Source organism: Pedobacter terrestris, assembly GCF_052343045.1.
In the GTDB taxonomy this organism is placed as follows: domain Bacteria; phylum Bacteroidota; class Bacteroidia; order Sphingobacteriales; family Sphingobacteriaceae; genus Pedobacter.
On sequence record NZ_CP180264.1, the window covers coordinates 1554774 to 1576226 of the forward strand.

Consider the following 21453-nt stretch of genomic DNA (forward strand, 5'->3'; position numbering starts at 1 on the left):
ATGTTAATTTTCTTGTTCTTCTAAACCTTTAATAAAATGTAAGCTGTCTTTGTCTTCCGGATCTAAAGAAATGGAATTTGTGGTTTGTTTGCCTTGTACCCAGGCAAAAACCAAAGGCAATACAATGAGCACTGCAAATGTAGAGGCCAGTAATCCGCCAATTACTGCACGTCCAAGTGGCGAAACCTGTCCGCCGCCTTCGCCATGTCCAATGGCCATTGGCATCATTCCAACAATCATTGCCACACTGGTCATGATTATCGGGCGCAGCCTTAATGCTGCAGCTTCACGTGCTGCTTCCAAAGCATTTCCACTCTTTAGGCGCAACTGTTCGGCATTTGTAATCAGTAAAACGGCATTCGCGATAGAAACCCCAACAGACATGATAATTCCCATGTATGATTGTAGATTTAGTGTTGATCCCGTTAAGGTTAAAAGTAAGAGTGCGCCCAGAATTACTGCCGGAACGGTGGCGAGAATAACTAAAGGCACTTTAAAGGATTGGAAATTTGCTGCCAGCATCAAGAAGATTACCACAATGGCAACCAACAAACCAGATTGTAAACTGTCTAAAGTTTCATCAAGCACTTTGGTGAGTCCAATCGCATTGATGGTTACACCTCTGGGCAGTTCGCCGATGTTTTTGATCGCTTTGTCTACATCTTTTCCCGCAGTTCCTAAATCGGTATGATATAAATTTGCAGTAACCGATAAGAAAGGCATAGCGCCAAGATTGTCGTTTTCGCCATAAGTTGTTCCTGGCGTAATGTCGGCAACATCACTCAAAACCGGCCTGCTGCTGTTTCTTAATATTGGAATTTCGCCAATATCTTCTTTGCTGTTCATTTGGTTAAATGGAACCTGAACCTGAACGCTGTAAGGCAAACCGATTTTTTCGTCTAGCCAAACATTTTTATCCGTATAACGTGATGATGATGTAGACGCAATTAATGATCGGGAAATATCGCTCATATCTACATTCAGTTGAGCAGCGCGCGTTCTGTCTATATTGATATTTAAGGCCGGATATCTGATGGATTGCGCAATCTGAACATCGCGCATGTAATCAATTCCTTTCAATTCTTTCAAAACCTTTTTGGCAAATTCTTCATTAAGCTTTTTGTTTTTTCCGGCAATACGCACTTCAATCGGCGTTGGAGAGCCCTGGCTCAGCACTTTATCAGTCATTTCAATTGGCTCGAAAGATAAGTTAACATCTGGCACTGCTTTTTTAATCCTTGCTCTGAAATCGTCTTTAAAATCATCCATATCGGCTTCATAATCTTTCAGGTTAACCTGAAAAACAGCTTCATGTGGGCCAGCCATGAATAGATAAATCGGGTTTACAGAAAAGAGCGCCGGATGCTGCCCAACATATACGGAAGATATGGAAACATGCTCGGCACCAACCATTTTTTTCAATTCGGCTAAAATGGTATTGGCTTTTTCTTCTGTGCGTTCTAACCTGGTGCCGTCTGGTGCACGCATACGCAACTGAAACTGACTTGAGTTTACTTTCGGTAAAACATCGCGGCCAATATTGGCCAATAATAAGGCGGCAGAGCCGATGACAAGAAGGAGATATAGAATTACTGCAGTTTTCCTGCGCGGCATTAAACGATCCAGAAAACGCATAAAACGGTTCCGGAATTTGTCAAATGCACCCAGTTTTTCGGGATGTGCATGTGGCTTGATCAGAATTTTCTTTTGGTTAAGTGTATCGCCTTCAGAAGAAAGCGGCAATCCTGTAGCATTAAAATCTGCTTCATCTTGTGTAATGCCCGGATGTTCTGCTGCACCTTTTGCCGGATGAGCTACCATTAACCAGTTGGCCATAATGGGCACGAACGTTTGAGACAGTAAAAACGAAACGACCATAGAGAAACCGATCGCCAATGCAAGGGGTAAAAACAATGCACCCGGTATTCCAGACATGGTAAATGCTGGTGCAAATACGGCAAGAATACACAGTAAAATGAGCAATTTTGGAAAAGCAATTTCTTTACACGCATCCCAAATGGCCAAGGCTTTAGGTTTGCCCATGTCAAAATGCTGGTGAATATTTTCTATTGTTACTGTACTTTCATCAACCAAAATACCAATGGCAAGTGCCAAACCACTTAAAGACATAATATTGATGGTTTGCCCGAATAATTTCAGGAACAATACGCCCGCAATAATTGAAGTTGGAATGGTTAGAATTACAATCAGCGCGGCGCGTTTATCGCCCAAAAAAAGTAAAACCATTAAACCCGTAAGGATCGCTCCAATTGCGCCTTCACTTACCAAACTTTTTACCGCATTGATTACATAAACAGATTGGTCAAACTCATAAGAAAGTTTTACATCCTCTGGTAAAGTATTTTGAATAGAAGGCAGGTTTTTCTTTAGATTTTTGACTACTTCCCAGGTAGAAGCGTCGCCAGATTTTGCAATGGTTAAATACACAGAACGTTTTCCATTTATCAATGCATAACCCGCAGTTAAATCTGCGCCGTCTTTTACAGTCGCGATATCTTTTAACTGCAAATTTTGTACGCCACCTTTAAATAGAGGAATATTTTCGAAATCTTTAACCTGTTTAATGGTATAATTGGTTGGTGTAATGTAGTTTTTATTCCCAATTCTGACATTACCTGAAGGCGCTGTCTGGTTGTTCAGTCTGATGGCTTCTACGACCTGATCTACAGTTAAATTATGCGAACGCAACAATGTAGGGTCTACGTTTACTTCTATTGTACGCGGACTACCACCAAAAGGAGCGGGGGCAAGCAAACCCGGAATGGAAGAGAACGATGCCCTGACATAAGTGTTTGCCAAATCCTGTAATTCGTTGTTGGTGCGGATTTTACTACTCAATACCAACTGGCCGATTGGCAGTGATGAGGCATCGAAACGGATAATAAAAGGCGGTTGTGAACCCGGAGGGAAAATGGCCTGCGCCCGGTTGGATAGTGCACTTAGTTCTGACGCGGCCTGAGCCATATTCGTGCCCTGATAGTACGTCAGTTTCATTAACATTAAACCTTGTGTATTTTTAGTTTCGATACTTTTAACGCCATTGGCATAAAGTAAAATGTTAATGTATTGCTTACCAAAATAAGATTCCATTTGGGTTGGTGTATAACCGCCAAAAGGGTGTGCAATGTAAATTACAGGCAAATTCATTTCAGGAAGGATATCTACTTTGATCTGTTTGATTGCACCGATACCGAAGAAAAATAAACCCGCAACCAAAACCAATATGGAGATGGGTTTACGAAGGGCAAAACGTATTAAATTCATGGATGTAGCCTATTAAAATTCGTTGATAAATAGCTCATAGTTGCCTAATGCGGCAGATTTAAGGAGAAGTGCCTGCCATACGTTAGTATACGCAATATCGCGGTCAGTTTCTGCGCGGTTCAGGGTAAAAATCGCCTGTGTCAAATCAACCAGGGTAGTAAGTCCGTTTTTATACAGTACGCTTTTTTGCAGGTAAGCATCAGAAGCTGCTTTTACTTGTACGGGCGCTTCCAGGTAATTGTCTAAAGCATTTTTAAGTTTCGCTTCTGCCAGTTTTAGTTGTGCTTTCAATTGTTGATCGGCCAGTTCATATTCATTTTTCAACGCTTCACTGGTAAAGTGCTGGGCTTTAATTTGCGGTCGGTTTTTAACCAGTGTAGCCAGATTCCAGGTAACGCCCACTCCAAGCAAATAATTGCCGCGTGTTGGGTTAATCGCATCAAGGTAACTTGTAGAATATGCAGCCTGATCCAGCGCATAACCTGCACTAAAACCAGAGCCTCTGCCTTGCATTACGCCAAAAAGAGAAAAAGTAGGAAGGTATAATTTTCTCAAATATTGTTCTTGTTGTACACTTACATCAATTCGTTTTTGGTAAAATTGCAGTACAGGATGACCCGCACTTACCAATGTATCGGTAAAATAATTATTGGGGATACGCGTGATAGAAGCTGTATCAACATTGAAACGGATCTCTGAAACACCCATTAATATACCGAGTTTATTGGCTTGTTCTTGCTGAAGATCCCGTGCTTTTGTCAAGGCGATTTTCGCACTGGAAACTTCTGCACTTGCTAAAGAAGAATCTACGCCGGCAATTAGTCCATTTTTTGCGCGGATAGCTGCTGTATTGAAGAATGTCTGCGCGCGTGATAAATTTTTCTCTTGCGAGCGGGTTAAACGTTGTGCCGCCAACAGATTCAGATAGGCCGCAGAAACACGGATTTCTTGTTGAAATTTTTCCTGACTGAGGTCTTGCTCATCGCGTTTAAATGTTGCATTTGCTACGCGGATGCGTTCTTTAATTTTTCCGAAGGTGAAAAAATCCCAATTGATATTGGCCAGATAAAGCGAACCAAATGCGGCATTCCAGTTTTGTTTGTCTAACGTTGGCCCGGAAGAGGCAATTCCTAAACCACCCAAACCAAATTGTGGACCAAACTGCCCGTTAACTGTGCCATAATCTTGCTGCGCGCTTACACTTAAATTGGGAAGATATTCCCGTTTGGCTTGCGAAATGCCTTCTTTTGAAGCATTTGCGTAATTGTTTTTCGCCTTAATGGTTCCGTAATTGTTTAAAGCAGTTTCTACAGCTTGTTTGAGGCTTAGTGTTTGAGCGTTTACAATAAAAGGCGATAAAAAAATGAATGATAATAGATAAAATCGTAACGATCTGTGAAACATAGTGTGTTATTTACACCACAAATTTATACGAAGGATTGAACATCTTTGTATTTGTTTCAAATCAAAAATTATGCGAATCAAATAATAATCGAAATGTTACTTTGTAATAAAAATATCCCTTTAAATCGTTTTTTAAAGGGATATTAAGGTTGAGAAAACTTGTTGGCTTTTCTATTTGCTTTGTTTTATAATATTTTGAGCAGCGAACCTAAACCATTTATTATTGTTCTGCATAATTTTTAAAACTATTTAATATGGCTTGCCAACCAGCTTGTTGCATATCTTCAGGATTAATTTCTTCCGGATCAAAGGTTTCTTCAATATATACACCATCATGGTTTGGTGTAAATGTCACACTAACCATTCGGCCATCTGCCATTGCATAATCGATCTTTCTATATTCTTCAACAGCTGTGTACGTTCCACCAAAATCAAAACTCATGCTGCCATCTTTTGCTTCCATTGTAGTGGTAAAACTTCCGCCGGTTCTTAAATCATTTTCTGCATGTGGCGAATGCCAGTCGTCTGATGCCTGGTTCCATTTGGTAATGTGTTGTGGTTCACTCCACATCGTCCAAACTTTTTCTATTGGTGCATTTACGGTGGTTTGTACAGTAATCTTTGCCATATTACGTTTTTTAGAGGTTATGTTTATACCGTAAAGTTAATGGAACGTGGCACAATTCAAAGAAGATTGACTAAAAAGCGCATGTCAGCGATGAACATTTTAATCAGTCCAGCGCCATGGAAAAATATAATTTGAGGATGACTGTTTTATTTTTTGCCTGGAAAGTTGGTTGGATTTTTTTCGTTTGCCTTTCTCACTTTTAAGCGCTTTTTGCCACGGAAACACTAACGCACGGAAAGTTAGCTGTATGCTTTTGTTGTTGATTTTCGGCCTTTTTAATATAATTTGGTACATTTATCTGGAAAGGTAAATCGATGAAAAAACTCTACAGCTTAATATTTAATTTATTTCTTATCGTTCCGGCTTTAACCTACGCACAAGCAGACAGTATTTTGCAGCCAATAGATTCATTGGTGTTGCAGAAAGAAAATGCAGGTGTAAACAAACTTAAGGAATTAAATGCTGAGCGTATTTCGGACAGTTTGAAAAGGATGGAGCTACAACGGCAGTTGGACGGATTGAAATCCGGCGATCAGCGTCAACGAAATTCTTTGCAATCTGAAATAGAGTTTCTCAATAAAAATGATTCATTACGTTTGCTTAGGTTAAAGCAACAGGTAGATTCTCTACGCAAGTTTATTAAAGGCGAGGCAGTTGTTTTTTATAAACATCACTTGTTTAGCATTTATGCACGTCAAGGCAGTTTTACCGCAAAAGAGCGAGCGGTTGCCATAATGGAACGCTTAGGAAATATTGTAGATGAACCCGATTTTAGCTCAGACTCACTTCAACTTTCTAACAGCGAGCAATCTGTAGATTTAACTTACGGAAACTTGCTGATCTGCTCTATTTCTGATCTCGATGCCATCTGGGCCAATACAAACCGAGCAACACTCTCGGCAAACATCCTTAAAAACTTAAAAATAGCTGCAATAGAATACCGTAGAGACAACAGTTGGCAGGTAATTCTCAAAGAAATCTTACTTACATTACTGGTTATTTCTGTAGTTGTATTCATCATTTACCTGATTAATAAACTTTTCCATTACTTGCTTTCCAGAATCGTTTTCGAGAGGGGTAAGTTTAATGAAGGCATCCGCATTAAAAATTATGAGTTGATGAATGCCGAGCGGCAGCTTGATTTATTAAAATTTATTGCATCTGTACTGCGTTATGCCATTATCATTCTGGTTATTTACCTTGCGCTCCCGGTTTTGTTTGGAATTTTTCCCTTTACACGAGATCTGTCCGTTAACTTACTAAATTACATTACCAGTCCTTTAAAAAAGATTGGTTTGGCCATTTGGCAATACGTACCAAATATGATGACCATTTTGGTATTGGTGGTTGTTTTTAGATATGTTTTACGTTTTGTACGCTATATAAAAACAGAAGTAGAACGCGGAAAATTGATGATTCCGGGCTTTTATAAAGATTGGGCAAACCCAACATATCAGATTATCAGAGTACTTATTCTGGCCTTTGCATTAATTGTTATTTTTCCATATTTGCCAGGCTCAGATTCTGGTGTATTTAAAGGCGTTTCGGTATTTATGGGCGTACTTTTCACTTTCGGATCTGCAGGTGCTTTGGGCAATGTGGTGGCCGGTTTGGTGTTAACCTACATGCGTGCATTTAAAATTGGCGACCGCGTAAAAATTGGAGACGTTACCGGCGATATTATCGAAAAAACGCTGCTGGTTACACGAATCCGGACGATAAAAAATGAAGTTGTTTCCATTCCAAATTCTACCGTTATGGGCAACCATACCATAAATTTTAGTGAAGAGGCCGGCACAAAAGGCTTAATTATAAATACGATTATTACTATGGGGTATGATGTTCCCTGGCGACAAGTTCATGATATTTTGATAAAGGCCGCATTGAAAACCGAATTGATTGAGCACAATCCGGAACCTTTTGTTCTTCAAACCAGTTTGGATGATTTCTACGTCAGTTATTCGTTAAATGGCTACACCAAACAGCCGAACAAACAAGCCAAAATTTATTCGGATTTACATGCTAATGTTCAGGATTTATTTAATGAAGCAGGGCTCGAAATCATGTCGCCAATGTATAATGCCGTTCGGGATGGAAACCTGACAACCATTCCCCGACAATATCTTCCTAAAGATTACACTGCTCCACGCTTCAGAACAGAGAACAAAAATAATGCTGCTTCAGAATAGTTTAAAAGCAGTACTTCTAAAATAATTATCATTATTCTGATCCATACCTATGACTTAAGTTGTTTTAATAATAGACATATGGTGGATAATTTTGTGCTTCCTTTTTTTTGAACAGTTCGACCTCAAGAAAGTTGAAACTTTCCTAAAAGCCATTGAACCGATTGCAGCATCTAAAGATGCTTCTATAATACAATTGGTATTTCGTTGGACAAGTTCGCAAAAAGGCATTACAGTTGTTTTGGCTGGTGCGAGAAATGCAGCGCAAGCCAAATCTAACGCTGAAGGCATTCATATTAGCAATGAGGAAATGGCTTCGTGCAAACTGAGTTAAACAAATTAAAATAACATGTAGAAAGTAAAACAAAAGGGTTCAATTTACTGAACCCTTTTGTTTTACTGTATTTCTGGAATTTTAGACCTGTAGCTTTTTCAGGTTTTGTGTGGCCAGAAGTGCCAGACATGTGGTTAGCAAAAACATGGAAAGTAGACTGCCATTGTGTGCAGATTGCGTATTTTGATCATATTTTTTAAGGCCGAATTTTTCTATTCCGCTTTTCGTTACATCAAGTTCCTGAAAAATGCTCGGATAAAAATGTAAACGCAGTTCCTCGTGGTAACGCCGTACTTCTTGCTGAAACTGGAGATGCTGGTTAAGATCAGATCCGGCGATGTTGTTGATAAACAATTGTGTTTGTATGCTTGGTACGAAATAAGATGCTATTTTTGTAAATGACGCTCTAGCGTCCAATTTATCCAAAACTGATTTTTTGCTGCCTGCAGCTTCATCATCGCCTTGCTGCTGCATTGCGAAATACCAGTACCAGCTAAAACTCTTTTCTGCCGGGAAAGGATATTTTTTAAACTGTGGATAGTGGCTGTAAAAAGGTTTTAACGACCGGTCTTTTTCCATGTCCCATTTTTCATGGTAACCTTCGCGCTGGTTTACAACATTTTGCAACGCCTCTGGAATTGGATAAAAATGAGATAAAGTCAGGTTTAAAGCACCGGGAATTACTACACAAAATAACACCCAACACGCCACCAAAGCCGAAGCATTAAAGTTAGAGGATTTAAAAAACGATACCACCAGCATAACCAATGCAAACCAAAACAACAGGTATAAAAATAAGATTGCAGCAATTGAAAGCAGGTTAAGGTTTAGTGGCAATTGTAAAAATAGAACTGCAGAAGTAAGCAAAATTAATGCGACTGCAAATACCGTAATTATGCGTACAAGCAATTTGCGCCAGATTAAAACAAATGGTTTATCGGTTTGTGCTCTAAGCAAAGGCCAGGTTCCATTCTCTTGTTCTGCCGAAAAAATGTTATAGCCAAAAGCAATGATAATAAGCGGAAATAGGAAAATGAAAACAAAACTTAAATCCATATTTCCCATTAATAAAGAAACCGGATTGTTGATGTCTGTATCATAAATCTGGCCTTCCAAACCTAAGATGGTTACAGAAATCAGATAAGGATTTACATCGCGTTGTCCGTTGGCAAAAGACGCCCATTGATTAGGAATATTGGCTACAGAAAATTTGTTGTGAAACATAAGCAAACCCAATTCATCACCAAAATGATGGATGTTGTTTTTGGTGTTTTCGTGCTGTAGCAATGCCGCTTTTGCAATTACATTTTTCTGTCTTTCTATAAATGTATGACCAAAATATAAGGATGCCAAACCCGTAATTAACAAAACCAATATACCTACCCAGGTAGATTTGTTGCGGAAAAACAGCTTAAATTCTAAAGTGTATATGCGCGTTTTCATATTAAATTATTTTAATCCATTTTGGAGAATATTGAAGAAATAAAGCCGTTGCGCACAACCAGAAAAGCAAAGAACACAAAGGCAGAATTTCTTGGCCAATTGTTTCTTTAAGTGTGCGGGCTTTGTAATTAAAATCGGGTTGCTCTGCCCAATTTGACCGGCTTATAGAAAGTGGCTTTTCGTTGGCCTTTGGCGCAGTATTGCTGATTTTTTGAATCTGCAAAGCATTCATTTTCTGCGCCAAACCATAGCGATAGGTTTCTGCCTGATTTTGAAAATCTACATAGGTATTAAAGTCTGACGCTGTTAAAGCCATAGAAATATTTTTTAACGCGATGTAAGGATTTAAAAAACCAGCGATAGACGTAATCTGGTTTTGTTTTTCAAAGGTTGTATTCAACATCTTTTGATGCTGATTGTAAATGCCCGAAGTAATTTTTTCGCCTTCGGCCATAATATAACCACCATAATTGAAGGGAAGCTTTTTAACGTCGTCTACCTTGTATTTTTTTAACAACGAATCTTTAATCGATGCATAATGCGGGTCGTTGGCATCGTGGCTATCGCCCTGTTGCTGAACATCGTGCGCTATTGCTGCGGCAAATTCAATTTTTGATGGCGATGGATTTAATTTTATGCCGATTGCCTGTGTAATTCTGGGCATTATAATTACGAAGAAAATCCAGCACGCAAGTAGGCTGGTTAATGCCGATCTGGAATTGCGCTGGAAAGCCGAAACTAAAACCGTAAGCATAGATACAATAAAAAAATACATTCCATAGAATAAAACGAGTGTTGCAAGTCTTAAAGCAGAATCCACCTGGATATCCCAATGGCTTAATGAAGCCCAAAGCAAGCCTGTAAATACAATTAATGGGATAAAAATAGAAAGGCAAAGGGCAACAATACCGAAAGTTTTGCCCCAAAGTAGTTTTTTCCAGCTTACATTCTGGCAAAGTAGAATTTTTAATGTTCCGGTTTCGCGTTCAGCAGAAATAGCGTCGTAACCCAGAAAGAAAACCAGTAACGGTACCAGCAATTGCAGTACCATTGCAACATTAATTTCGCCAAAGCGCAACATTCCGTTAGAAAAGCCGGCCTCGCTAAAATTAACGGTATTTTGTTTATGTGCCTCAAGAAAAATAGAAACACCAGCAAAACTTTCTATACCGAAATCAAAAAAGCTAAGCTCATTTTTCTCGCGAAAAGCAAGATAGCCATAATGTGCCATTCGGTGCGGATGTTTGTCGGGTTTGGCAAGCCATTGTTTGCGTACCAACTCTTTATAAGTATGCCTGTACTGATTTTGCTCTCTAAAATTTTTCCAGCCAATATACGTGGCCAGCACCAAAGTCAAAGCCAGAATTAAGGCAAGGTTTTTTGTAGCGCGGTTGCCCAAAGCCGTTCTAAACGTTTGACGGGCAATGATGAAGATGATGTTTTTCATTAAATTCTATAACTAACATTGAACATTAAATTTCTGGGCGTGCCTGGAAATAAGCGCAAATAGTTTTGTGCACCAACCCAATAGGTTTTATTCAGCACATTATTTACGTTCAGCGCAAATTGTACTTTAGTGCCTTCAGGCGAATAATACAAAGCGGCATCAAGCAGAGTATATCCCGGAAGGGTAAAATTGCGTATGTACAAGGGAAGTTTATTGCCGCTGTATTGTATGCCAGCGCCGATGCCAAGGCCGGCAAGATTTTTCACATTTTCAAAGTTATAGCGGGTCCAAAGGCTTGCGCTGTGTTTTGGCGTGTTTTGTACGCGTTGACCAACAAACTCTGGATTATAATCTGCCAGTACAATGGCATCAATAAAGCTGTAGCCCGCGTTAAATTGCCAGTTTGGGCGGATAAAACCCGAAGCTTCTACTTCAATACCTCTGCTTCTTTGTGCACCACGTTCTACCAAAAGGTTAACATCAACAGGATCATTTGCGTTGATCAACAGGTTTTTCTGGTTAATTTCAAATACGGAGAAGTTAACCATTAGTTTCTGGTTTAACCATTCTGATTTCGCTCCAACTTCTTTTAAATCACTCTCTAAAGGTTTGTAATTTGTACCAGCGGGCGGCGGTACAATGACCAAACTTGAGGTATTGCCTTGTGGCTGATAACCGCGCAAATATGTTCCGTAAAGGTTAATGTGTGTATGAAGTGCGTAGGTAAGCCCGAATTTTGGAAGTAATTTATGCTGCGAAATTTTTGTTTCGTTAGACAATTTATAATTCGTAAAATCCTGATACCATTCTTGCCTTAAACCTACAGTCAGGATAAATTTTTGTAACTGAATCTGATCTTGCAGATAAACTGCATTAACCAGATAATACGCTGGCGGAATTTCAGTTTTGGTAAAAATATAATCGCTTAAATTTTTTAAGGTATAAGATGGATTGGCAAGGTTAAAGTGCGCAACGTTGGGTACCGGAGCATTTACACCATTTACAACTGCCATGAGGTATAGATCTTTTTTCGCCGGATCGTATTTACCCGCAATGGTTCCGTCTTTTAATCGGTAACCAAGTGCTGTATTTTGTCCGCCTCCGCGGTATTTTTGCGTATCAAAACGGTCAAAACCCAAAACCAGTTTGTGTGTCAGGCCGAAGGTATTTCCGTTTAAATTCAGATAAGTGCTCAGATTATCGGTATTCCATTTTTGTTGGCGTTGCACGGCTTGCATGGCTGCAAGAGAAGCAATGGGCTGGTTATTTACATCAACAGCAAACGCATTTGTTGTTCGGTGTTCAAGCAAATCTTCGTTCCAGGTTTGCTTCATGTAGGCGATATTAAAGACCAGTTTTTCGCTTATTTTATGCGAGAAATTTGCCATGAGCATCATATCTTGCGTATTAAACTTATCGTTGCTGGCGCCCATATTAAATGAAATTGGCGTACTGTTTAAATCGGTTTTACCAGCAACGGCACCGAAAATTGCTTGTCCGCGGTCTAAGCGCGAGTTGCCATTGTTCAGCACCATTTCTACGTTCAGCGTTGTCCTATCGTTCGGGATATAAGAAATAGACGGTGAAATGAGATACCCTTTTCTAAATTGTAAATCGCGAAAACTTTTGCTGTCTTCATAGCCGATATTTAAGCGATAAAGAAGTGTTTTCTGTTCGTTTAAAGGGCCAGTAAAATCAAGTGCGGCACGCATGGTGCTGAAACTTCCGGCAGAAATGCTCACTTCTTTTCGTTCTTCGGTTAAAGGTTTTTTCGTTACCAGATTTATACTTCCACCGGGATCAACACTAGAAAATGTTGCACTTGCCGGGCCTTTTATAACCTCTATGCGTTCTAAGTTATTGGTAAGTGGCTGGTTAAAATAAAACTGTCTGGTACGCATACCGTTTACAATTGCACCTTCTTCATTTTGATTAATCCCACGGATCGAAAACTGGTTGTAAAAGCTACTTTGCGATACGCTGGTAACATTTTTTACCGCATCTGCCAATACCGATGCCTGCCGATCGTGAATAAGTTCCTTAGAAACAGACGATATTGCCTGAGGAATATCCTTGTTTAACGAAGCAATTTTAGTAGCCGAAAAAGAATAATTTCCATAATATTTTTTGCCATTTGTACCGGTAACTTCTACGGTCTGAAGCTGATCGGTATTCGGTGACAGGTTCACGACTGGCAGTGATTGCATTTCCTTGTTAACCGAAATTTTATCAAAATAGGGGAGATAACCCACTGCTGTAACTTTTAGGGTATATACGCCAGTTGCTGGAAAGATTATTTGAAACCTGCCTACTGAATCGCTGCTGATGCGTAATGTTGCACTTGTATTTTGAAAAGAAATCGTTGCTTTTTCTACAGGTTCGTTATTCAGGTTCCTGATACTTCCGTAAATGCTGTGTTGCGCAAATGCCTGCATTTGCAGCAGTGTAAATAGTAAAAACAAAGTAGTCCGGATTGCGGATCTACTGAAAATAGATTTCATTATTAAGCTTAAATAGTTTGTAAATACAGTTTCTGAAGATCGTTGGCGCTAATTTCATCTGCCTTTAGCGTATGGATCAGCTTTCCTTTTTTCATAATGCCAATGTGCGTCCCTACATGTACAGCATTAAAAATGTCGTGCGTAGCCATGAGTATAGATTTTCCGTCGGAAGCAAGTTGTTTTACCAATGCCGTAAATTCGTCACTTGCTTTTGGATCAAGTCCGCTGGTTGGCTCATCCATTAAAATTACCTGTGCATCTTTTGCAAGGGCAATTGCAATGCCCACTTTTTGGCGCATGCCTTTACTAAAGCCAGAAAGTTTTTGCTGATGAGCTTCTTCTTGCAAACCACATTTGTTCAGAAAATTTCTAAGCTGTTGGGTTGTATATTCAAAACCGGCCAGTTTAGAGAAATAATCAAGGTTTTCTAACGCAGTAAGCTGTCCGTACAACATTACAACTTCCGGAATGTAGGCAAGATATTTCCGGCGGTCTTGATTCTGACCAAAAGTTTCGGTACCGTTGATTTTAATTTTCCCGCTTGTGGGTTCAAGAAAACCAAGAAAGAGATTAATCGTAGTTGTTTTTCCGGCGCCATTTTGGCCAAGTAAACAGAAAACTTCTCCTGGTTTTACAGTTAAATCCAGGTTGTCTAATGCCAAATGCGTATCGTATCGCTTGGATAAAGAAATTGCTTGTAACATAAAATAATAGTGCAAAAGGCTGCATAATTTGATTTGCAGACCCTAAAAAGTGAATAAAAGTTGTAAAAATAGCCGGGACCGGGGATCAGATTAGGCGCTTGGTGGGCCTTTATTGGCACAGCAATGAATGTAGCCAGCCGATTTTTGAACAGCATAAAACGTATATCCATCAAGAGGTTTTGATGGTTGTACCGGTACAGACTGAACTTTTGGGATATCGAAAAACTGAATCCGATGTTTGACTACATCGCAAAGCGAACATTTGATTTTCGAAACCGCAAATTCTGATTCACCCTTTTTAAGTGTTTTTTGAAATTTTAAGGCTTCATGATGTTGGTGAAAAGTTTCTACCAATAAAGGACTGATAAATGTTGCCAGAAGCAAAATAGCCCAAATCTGGCTAAGCAAAAGACGACGATATTTAATCCGTTGGTTTTTCAATGCAACAAAGTTACATTTATTAATCAGAGTGAGAAATAAAAATCTCTATCACTAAATTCATTTACAGGAAGTAGCAAACACTCCACAAAGCTGCCGCAGAGATAAAAAGCCATAATAACGTACCTTGAATAAATGGTTTTAAACCCAAAATTTTTAAGTTTTGAAACGATAAGCCGCTGCCAATCAAGAACAAAGTAAGCGTTAAGCCTGCTTTTGCAGTTTGGGTTATGGCGGCAGAAAAACGATGAACGTTAGGGAAATATGCATTCGCCAGTATGGCCAGAATAAACAAACCAATAAAATAAGGTATGCTTATTTTTTGTCCAGAACCCTTAAATACAAGGCTTACAACAATGGCTGTTGGTATAATCCACAATGCTCTGGCCAGCTTTACGGTTGTTGCAATTTCTAATGCTTGTTGGCCATATTTACTTGCCGCGTCAACAACAGAGCTGGTATCGTGAATGGCAATGGCGCACCACACACCAAACTGCGACTGGCTTAAATGGCAATAATGACCAATTGGCGGGAAGATAAAGAGTGCCAATGCATTTAAAATGAAAACAACACCAAGTGCCAGAGAAATTTGTTTTTCGCTTGCTTTTAGTAATGGAGAAATCGCAGCAATGGCACTTCCGCCGCAAATGGCGGTACCTGCAGAAATAAGAAACGAGGTTTTTCTTTCTGTTTTAAATAGTTTACCCAATAAAAAACCCAACAGCAAAACGGACAAAAGGGAAATACTGGTGAGAAGAAAACCCTCTTTGCCCACATGCCAGGCTGTGTTTGCATTAATCCCGAAACCCAAGCCGACAACAGAAAATTTAAGTAAGATATTTACAAAAGTTGCATTGGATTTTGAAAAAGGATGTTCGCCAAATTGCGCAAAACAAATTCCAGATAAGAGGGCAAATGGAGGCGAAATTTTTGGATGCAGGCACGCAACCAGGATCAAGTAGAATAGAATTGTAAATGCGGTTATACGAATTTTTTGCATGGTTTCTCAGATGATTTATAGGACAAATTTCGATTACCTATCGGGCTATATCAAATCAAAAAAAGTTATATTTGATAACTTATTGTTATATATATGATAGATTTTCGTTTGAAAGTTTTCTACGCTGTGGCTAAAAGATTGAATTTTACGAAAGCAGCAGAAGCGCTTTTTATCAGTCAGCCGGCAGTAACTAAACACATTCGTGCATTGGAAAACAGTTTTAACAGTACACTGATTGACCGGAGTGGAAACAAAAAGATTACTTTAACACCTGCCGGAGAAATGTTGCTCGCCTACGCAGACCAGGTTTTCGCATTGTATCGCGAGTTGGAATATGATATTGGTTTATTGGCAAAAAAAGACACTGGTGTTTTGCGGATCGGCGCCAGCAGTACAATTGCGCAATATGTAATTCCGGCTTTGCTTGCGCAATTTCACCAGAAATTTCAGGGCATTAAGGTTCAGATGATCAGCGGAAATACCGAATATATTGAACAAGCATTATTGAATAAAGATATTGAGATAGGCATTGTTGAGGGCATTTCCCGTAATCCACAGATTAAATATGAAACTTTTCTGCAAGATGAACTTGTATTGGTTTGTGCTTCAAAAAATGCGGCTTTTAAACGCGATACAATTAAATCAGAGGAATTAAAAAATTATTCTTTTTTATTGCGAGAGCCAGGTTCCGGTACTTTAGAGGTTATAGCACACGCACTAAAATCGCAACAAATAAAATTAAAAGATCTGCAAGTAGAAATGCAGCTTTCCTCAACAGAAAGTATTAAATCTTATTTGTTGCAAAGCGATTGTATGGCATTTTTATCGATACACGCTATATCAAACGAACTGAAAAACAACGAATTTCGCGTGCTGGATATTAAAGGTTTGAGCATTGAACGGCCTTTCAATTTTGTCCAGGCGCACGGCCAGCCTAATGCCCGTACAGAGTTGTTTATCCGCTTTGCGAGAACGCAAGCAGAGCTGATGTAAAGTTGAAAGTATAACGCTTCTTTAAGATTTCTTAATATTAAAGGAATATAGCCCGACTAATTTTGCAGCAAAGCAATCGGGCTATCCTTTGAATACAGAAATAATCACATCGCTTAGAAACGGAAATCCATTGGCAATGAAACAAATTTATCATGCCCATTGGGAAAATGTTTTCGATGCTGCCTTTAAACGTGTTGGTTGCGAGGATGTTGCTCAGGATATTACACAAGAAATATTTATCTCCCTTTGGGAAAACCGCGAGAACCTGAACATTGAAGGCCAGTTAGGTGCTTATCTTTATGGCGCGGTAAAATTCAGGGTTATTAATCACTTTAAATCGCTCAGTGTTAAAGATGGTCATCAGGCAGAACTTGCTTTACTAATGAATCAGCAACGTTACGCTGCCGCAGATAGCAATCTTATTCTCCACGATTTAAACATGGAGGTAGATGCTGCAATCGCACAACTTCCGGAAAAGATGCGTCAGGTGATTTCTATGAGCAGAAAGCAGGAAAAATCAATTAAAGAAATTGCGAGCGAACTGGGTGTTTCTGTACAAACCGTAAAAAACCAGATTACAGCAGCAATGAAATTATTGAAGAAAAACCTATCGTACATGGTGTTTTTGGCTTTTTTTATCCATTAATATAAAGTTAATATTTAGATAACATTCTTGGTTAGTACCATTCTGCGTTTGAATTGACATGTATTCAAATGACAGAAGAACAAGCAAAGCAATTGCTGGAAAAGTACGTATCCGGAAATGCCAGTCTGGCCGAGAAAGCCTTGGTAGAAAAGTGGTATATCCAAATCGAAAAACAAGATCTCCAGGTATCTGCCAAAGCAAAAGCAGCTATTGGTGCAAGCATGCTCAATAAACTGAAAATCGCGATGCAGGCTGAAGAAACAGTTGTCATTCGTAAACGATTTTTTCAGACCGGATTATTTAAAATCGCCGCTACATTTTTGGTTTTGATCACCGTTGGACTGGGGATCTGGAAGCTAAGTGGCGAACAGAAACCAAACTACATTACGGTTACAACCGGTATTAACGAGCGTAAAAAACTAAAGTTATCTGATGGTTCTGAAATTATTCTTGAACCTTCGGCTCAATTTCGCTATCCGGGGCATTTCGCAAAAGATACACGCCAGGTAAGTTTATTAAAAGGAGAAGCTTTTTTTGAAATCAGTCATGACGTAAAACGCCCCTTTACCGTAATTACAGCGTCTGGCCCGGCCGTTAAAGTTTTAGGTACATCTTTCCGGATCAGGAACAGTTTCAAAACGCGGCGGATGGAAGTTGTAGTGGCAACAGGAAAAGTTGAAGTGGTACACCACCAGAAAATTCTGGGCACTTTGATTAAAGACCAGCAACTTGATTTCGATACCAAAACCGGATCTGCTGCAATTTCTAAGGCGAAACATAAAAACATTGTCCCAATTGATTTTGAAGGTGCAACGCTCCAACATGTAATTGCACAGCTAGGTTATCTGTTTACTGTAAAAGTTAATGTTAAGGATGCTGATCTGAATCAGCTGAAATGTACTGCAAATTTTAACAGCGGACAGGAGCCTGAAGAAATTCTGGATATTATTTGCACACTTCACCACATCAGATTTAAAACCCTGCAACCTGGTAAAATCTTCGAAATCTACAAATGAAAGGCAAAAAAACACATCGCATCACATCAATTTCAGTATAACAATTCATTAGATAAAAATCAAACAAATGGAAACAACCTCCGGTAAGAGGACATCAGCTCTTTACAGAATCATGAAATACTCATGTTTAACATTTGCCATTGTCTGCATTTTTTGCACGTCATTATTGGCATCGTCTACAATGGCGCAGCGGCTGGAAAAAAGTACAGTTAGCATTAAAATCAACAGAGGTCAGAAACTGGTTGACATTATTAAGGGTATCGAAAACGAAACCGGACTTGGTTTTGTCTACAATCCGGATCTTTTACAAGGCAGAAATACATTCTTTTCTGGCGAGTTTAAATCAGAACCTGTACGTTCATTATTAGACAGGTTGGGTTTAGCTGTTCAGGAAAAAGGGAATTACATTATTATTAACAATGCCACCTTTGGAAAACCAGACCGCATCATCACCGGATCGGTAAAAGATTCTACCGGTGCAGCTTTACCTGGTGTTTCTGTTAAAGTGTTGGGCAGTCAAAGCGGAACTTCTACCGATGCAAACGGTACTTTCCGGATTGAAGCCGGTGCAGAAACGGTTTTGTCTTTCTCTATGATTGGTTACCGCACTAAAGAAGTCAAAGTAGGCGACAATCAGGTTTTAGCGGTTGTTTTAAGCGAAGAGAACTCAAGTTTGGCAGAAGTTGTGGTAGTTGGTTATGGAACACAAAAGAAAGAAACTTTAACTGGTGCGATTGCTACAACATCTTTAGATAAATTATCATCGCGTTCATTAAATAGTGTAGGTGAAGTATTGGCAGGTAAAACGCCGGGTGTTATCGTAACGAATGAAGGTGGCGATCCAACATCAACTCCGCGAATCAATATTCGCGGTATGGGCGGCATTAACGGCGAAAGTGTTTTGTATGTTATTGATGGATCCATTTTTCTTGGTACACCGCAAATCAACCCGAACGATATAGAATCTATTTCTGTATTGAAAGATGCTTCAGCCGCAATTTACGGTGCAAGGGCTTCTGGCGGAGTTGTTTTAATTACCACGAAAAAAGGAAAAAATGGAAAAATGCAAATCAGTTTTGATGCGAAACTGGGGCAACAAAGTGCATGGAAGAAACTAGAACCCCTTAATGCAGAACAACGCGCACAGGTTGCAGCAACTGCAGCAAAAAATGGCGGAACAACCATTCTTCCGGCTTTTAATTCTGCTTTATATCCAGACGGCCAAATTACCAGAACAAACTGGATGGATGAAGTTTTTAGAGATGGTCTGTTACAAGATTACAATGCCGCAATTAACGGCGGGAGTGAAAAATCTAATTTTTACCTGAGTTTCAATTACCGCAATGCAGAAGGTATTGTGTTAAACACACAAAGCAAACGTTATAATTTCAGAATCAATTCTGAGCATCAACTTACCTCGTGGTTAAAAATTGGCGAAAATCTTTCGTACAGCAGCACAAACGGAAATGGTGCAAATACCAGCGACGATTATACAGGCGCTTTGCTTTCTGCAATTTATTATCCAACCAATGGAACACCTTATAATGCAGACGGAAGTTTTGCTGGTTTACCAGGCGGACAATATGCAGGCGATTACGGTGATATTGTAAATCCTGTTGCAGAATTAATGCGTATTGACATTAATCATCCGGTAAACGTGTTGGTGGCAAATCCTTACGCAGTTTTAAATTTAGCGAAAGGATTAACTTTCAAATCTAATTTGAGTATAACCAAATCTTCTGCACAATACAAAAGCTTTACACCAAAACGTCCGGAAGTAGGAAAACCGGTTTTAAGTAACAGTTTAGTCGAACAGTCTGATGAAGCAAATGATATTCTTGCAGAGCAGGTTTTAAACTATGGTGCAATTTTTGGCGCACATCAATTGGATTTTACAGGCGGTTATACTTTCCAGAAAACAAAAAGCAGCGGATTATATGCGTCTGGAGCGGGTTTTGACGATGAATCTGCCCAATACCGTTATCTTGTAAATGCAACGGTTCTGCAACCATCATCCAGCTATTATGACGCTAAAGCACTTTCATCTTTCTTTTTAAGAGCCAACTACAATTACAAACAGAAATATCTTTTGTCTTTAATCGGTCGTCGTGATGGTTCATCTATGCTTACCAAAGAAAACAGGTTCAGAAACTACGGATCCGTTTCTGCAGGTTGGGCAATCAACAAAGAAGATTTCCTTAAAAATGCAAGTTGGTTAAATGAGTTGAAACTTAGAGCAAGTTATGGCATATTGGGTAACCTGGGTAGTTTGTCTTCATCGGCAGTAAATCCTTTACTTAGTGCAACACAAAGTTATTTTGGCCAAACGCCAACGTTACAGAACGGATACGTACAGACGGTTTTGGCCAATAGTAATTTAACCTGGGCAGAATCCATACAAACCAACATCGGACTTGATGTAACTGTGTTTGATCGTTTAAGTTTAAACGCAGATTATTTTATCAAAGAAACCAACAAAATGATCTTAACCAGAACACTTCCCGGAACAGCTGGTTTGGGTACACAAACCATCAATGCTGGTGTGGTAAAAGATAAAGGTATTGAGTTGGGCATTACATACAACAGTGTTAAAGGAACGGAATTTACATATTCAGTAAATGCCACTTTCACCAAGCTGAACAACAACGTTGAATCATTGGCGCCGGGATTAAACAATATTGCTGTCGGTACAAATTTCCGTAATGAGCTGGCTCCATTAAGTATTAACGTTGGGCAACCGTTATATAGCTATTACGTATTAAAAACTCAGGGGATTTTCCAGTCTCAGGCAGAAGTAGACAATTACAAAAATGCTCAGGGACAAAAAATTCAACCAAATGCGAAAGCCGGTGATTTTAAATTTGCTGATCTTGATGGAAACGGAACTATTGACAATAACGACCGTTATTTTGCCGGAAGTGCCTATCCAAATTTCTCTTATGGTTTGAGTTTCAATGCCAATTACAAAAACTTCGATTTCAATATTTTTGCTCAGGGCGTACAGGGAAATAAATTGTTTAATGCCGTAAAGCGTACAACATATAGCGCTAGCGGCCCATCATACAATAAATTGGTTGGTATTTTGGATGCCTGGTCTCCGGAAAATCCTAACGGAAAAGTGCCGATTATTTCAACTTCTGATGCCAATGGAAATTTTAATGCTTCGGATTTTTATGTTGAAAATGGTTCTTATCTCCGCATCCGAAACGTAACGCTGGGTTACAGTTTGCCTAACGCATTAACCAAGAAATTGAAAACTGGCGCAGTACGCGTTTATGCTACCGGAAATAACCTGTTCACCATTACTAAATATTCTGGTTTCGACCCGGAAATCGGGATGGATAACAACGGATTGGATGTTGGTCGCTATCCGCAGGCCAGAAGTTTTATCCTTGGTTTAAGCGTGAATTTATAATCTGAAAAAGACA

General features: G+C 39.4%; 15 protein-coding genes. 6 read left to right on the top strand and 9 right to left on the bottom strand.

The window, feature by feature from the left end:
* Window positions 1-3: 3 nt before the first annotated feature.
* The 3 genes from ACJVDH_RS06690 to ACJVDH_RS06700 all read right to left on the bottom strand — a co-directional run bounded on the left by ACJVDH_RS06690 (window position 4) and on the right by ACJVDH_RS06700 (window position 5317).
* The gene (locus ACJVDH_RS06690) at window positions 4-3285 is read right to left on the bottom strand and encodes an efflux RND transporter permease subunit (protein WP_443946786.1); all 3282 of its coding nucleotides are present in this window, start codon (window positions 3283-3285) and stop codon (window positions 4-6) included.
* Window positions 3286-3297: 12 nt separating this feature from the next.
* Complete coding sequence (locus ACJVDH_RS06695) at window positions 3298-4689, bottom strand: TolC family protein (protein ID WP_443946787.1); 1392 nt, start codon at window positions 4687-4689, stop codon at window positions 3298-3300.
* Window positions 4690-4909: 220 nt separating this feature from the next.
* Window positions 4910-5317, bottom strand: a complete 408-nt coding sequence (locus ACJVDH_RS06700; RefSeq protein WP_443946788.1) for an SRPBCC family protein — start codon at window positions 5315-5317, stop codon at window positions 4910-4912.
* Window positions 5318-5631: 314 nt separating this feature from the next.
* Between ACJVDH_RS06700 and ACJVDH_RS06705 the strand changes: the two genes are divergently transcribed.
* Window positions 5632-7506 carry a mechanosensitive ion channel family protein gene (locus ACJVDH_RS06705; protein ID WP_443946789.1) on the top strand — a complete coding sequence of 625 codons (1875 nt, stop codon included), beginning with the start codon at window positions 5632-5634 and terminating at the stop codon, window positions 7504-7506.
* Window positions 7507-7597: 91 nt separating this feature from the next.
* The gene (locus ACJVDH_RS06710; protein ID WP_443946790.1) at window positions 7598-7837 is read left to right on the top strand and encodes an aldo/keto reductase; all 240 of its coding nucleotides are present in this window, start codon (window positions 7598-7600) and stop codon (window positions 7835-7837) included.
* Window positions 7838-7918: 81 nt separating this feature from the next.
* Here the strand turns inward: ACJVDH_RS06710 and ACJVDH_RS06715 are convergent, their stop codons facing one another.
* The 6 genes from ACJVDH_RS06715 to ACJVDH_RS06740 all read right to left on the bottom strand — a co-directional run bounded on the left by ACJVDH_RS06715 (window position 7919) and on the right by ACJVDH_RS06740 (window position 15370).
* A complete protein-coding gene (locus tag ACJVDH_RS06715; protein ID WP_443946791.1) occupies window positions 7919-9280 on the bottom strand; it encodes a DUF3526 domain-containing protein in 1362 nt (453 codons plus the stop codon).
* A 1-nt stretch (window position 9281) separates the two neighbouring features.
* A complete protein-coding gene (locus ACJVDH_RS06720; RefSeq protein ID WP_443946792.1) occupies window positions 9282-10727 on the bottom strand; it encodes a DUF3526 domain-containing protein in 1446 nt (481 codons plus the stop codon).
* Window positions 10727-13228, bottom strand: a complete 2502-nt coding sequence (locus ACJVDH_RS06725; RefSeq protein WP_443946793.1) for a TonB-dependent receptor domain-containing protein — start codon at window positions 13226-13228, stop codon at window positions 10727-10729. Before ACJVDH_RS06725 ends, ACJVDH_RS06720 begins: the two co-directional genes overlap by 1 nt.
* Window positions 13229-13236: 8 nt before the next feature.
* On the bottom strand, window positions 13237-13932 hold the full coding sequence (locus tag ACJVDH_RS06730; RefSeq protein ID WP_443946794.1) for an ABC transporter ATP-binding protein: 696 nt from the start codon (window positions 13930-13932) through the stop codon (window positions 13237-13239).
* Between the two features lie 90 nt (window positions 13933-14022).
* Window positions 14023-14373 (bottom strand): hypothetical protein, encoded by a 351-nt coding sequence (locus ACJVDH_RS06735; RefSeq protein ID WP_443946795.1) that lies wholly within the window; start codon window positions 14371-14373, stop codon window positions 14023-14025.
* 61 nt (window positions 14374-14434) lie between these two features.
* A complete protein-coding gene (locus ACJVDH_RS06740) occupies window positions 14435-15370 on the bottom strand; it encodes a YeiH family protein (RefSeq protein WP_443946796.1) in 936 nt (311 codons plus the stop codon).
* Window positions 15371-15463: 93 nt separating this feature from the next.
* Between ACJVDH_RS06740 and ACJVDH_RS06745 the strand changes: the two genes are divergently transcribed.
* The 4 genes from ACJVDH_RS06745 (at window position 15464) to ACJVDH_RS06760 (ending at window position 21440) form a co-directional block, all read left to right on the top strand.
* On the top strand, window positions 15464-16363 hold the full coding sequence (locus ACJVDH_RS06745) for a LysR family transcriptional regulator (protein ID WP_443946797.1): 900 nt from the start codon (window positions 15464-15466) through the stop codon (window positions 16361-16363).
* A gap of 88 nt (window positions 16364-16451) precedes the next feature.
* Complete coding sequence (locus ACJVDH_RS06750; protein WP_443946798.1) at window positions 16452-17009, top strand: RNA polymerase sigma-70 factor; 558 nt, start codon at window positions 16452-16454, stop codon at window positions 17007-17009.
* Window positions 17010-17077: 68 nt separating this feature from the next.
* Window positions 17078-18025 carry a FecR family protein gene (locus tag ACJVDH_RS06755; RefSeq protein ID WP_443946799.1) on the top strand — a complete coding sequence of 316 codons (948 nt, stop codon included), beginning with the start codon at window positions 17078-17080 and terminating at the stop codon, window positions 18023-18025.
* A gap of 112 nt (window positions 18026-18137) precedes the next feature.
* On the top strand, window positions 18138-21440 hold the full coding sequence (locus ACJVDH_RS06760; protein ID WP_443946800.1) for a SusC/RagA family TonB-linked outer membrane protein: 3303 nt from the start codon (window positions 18138-18140) through the stop codon (window positions 21438-21440).
* The last annotated feature ends 13 nt before the right edge of the window (window positions 21441-21453 follow it).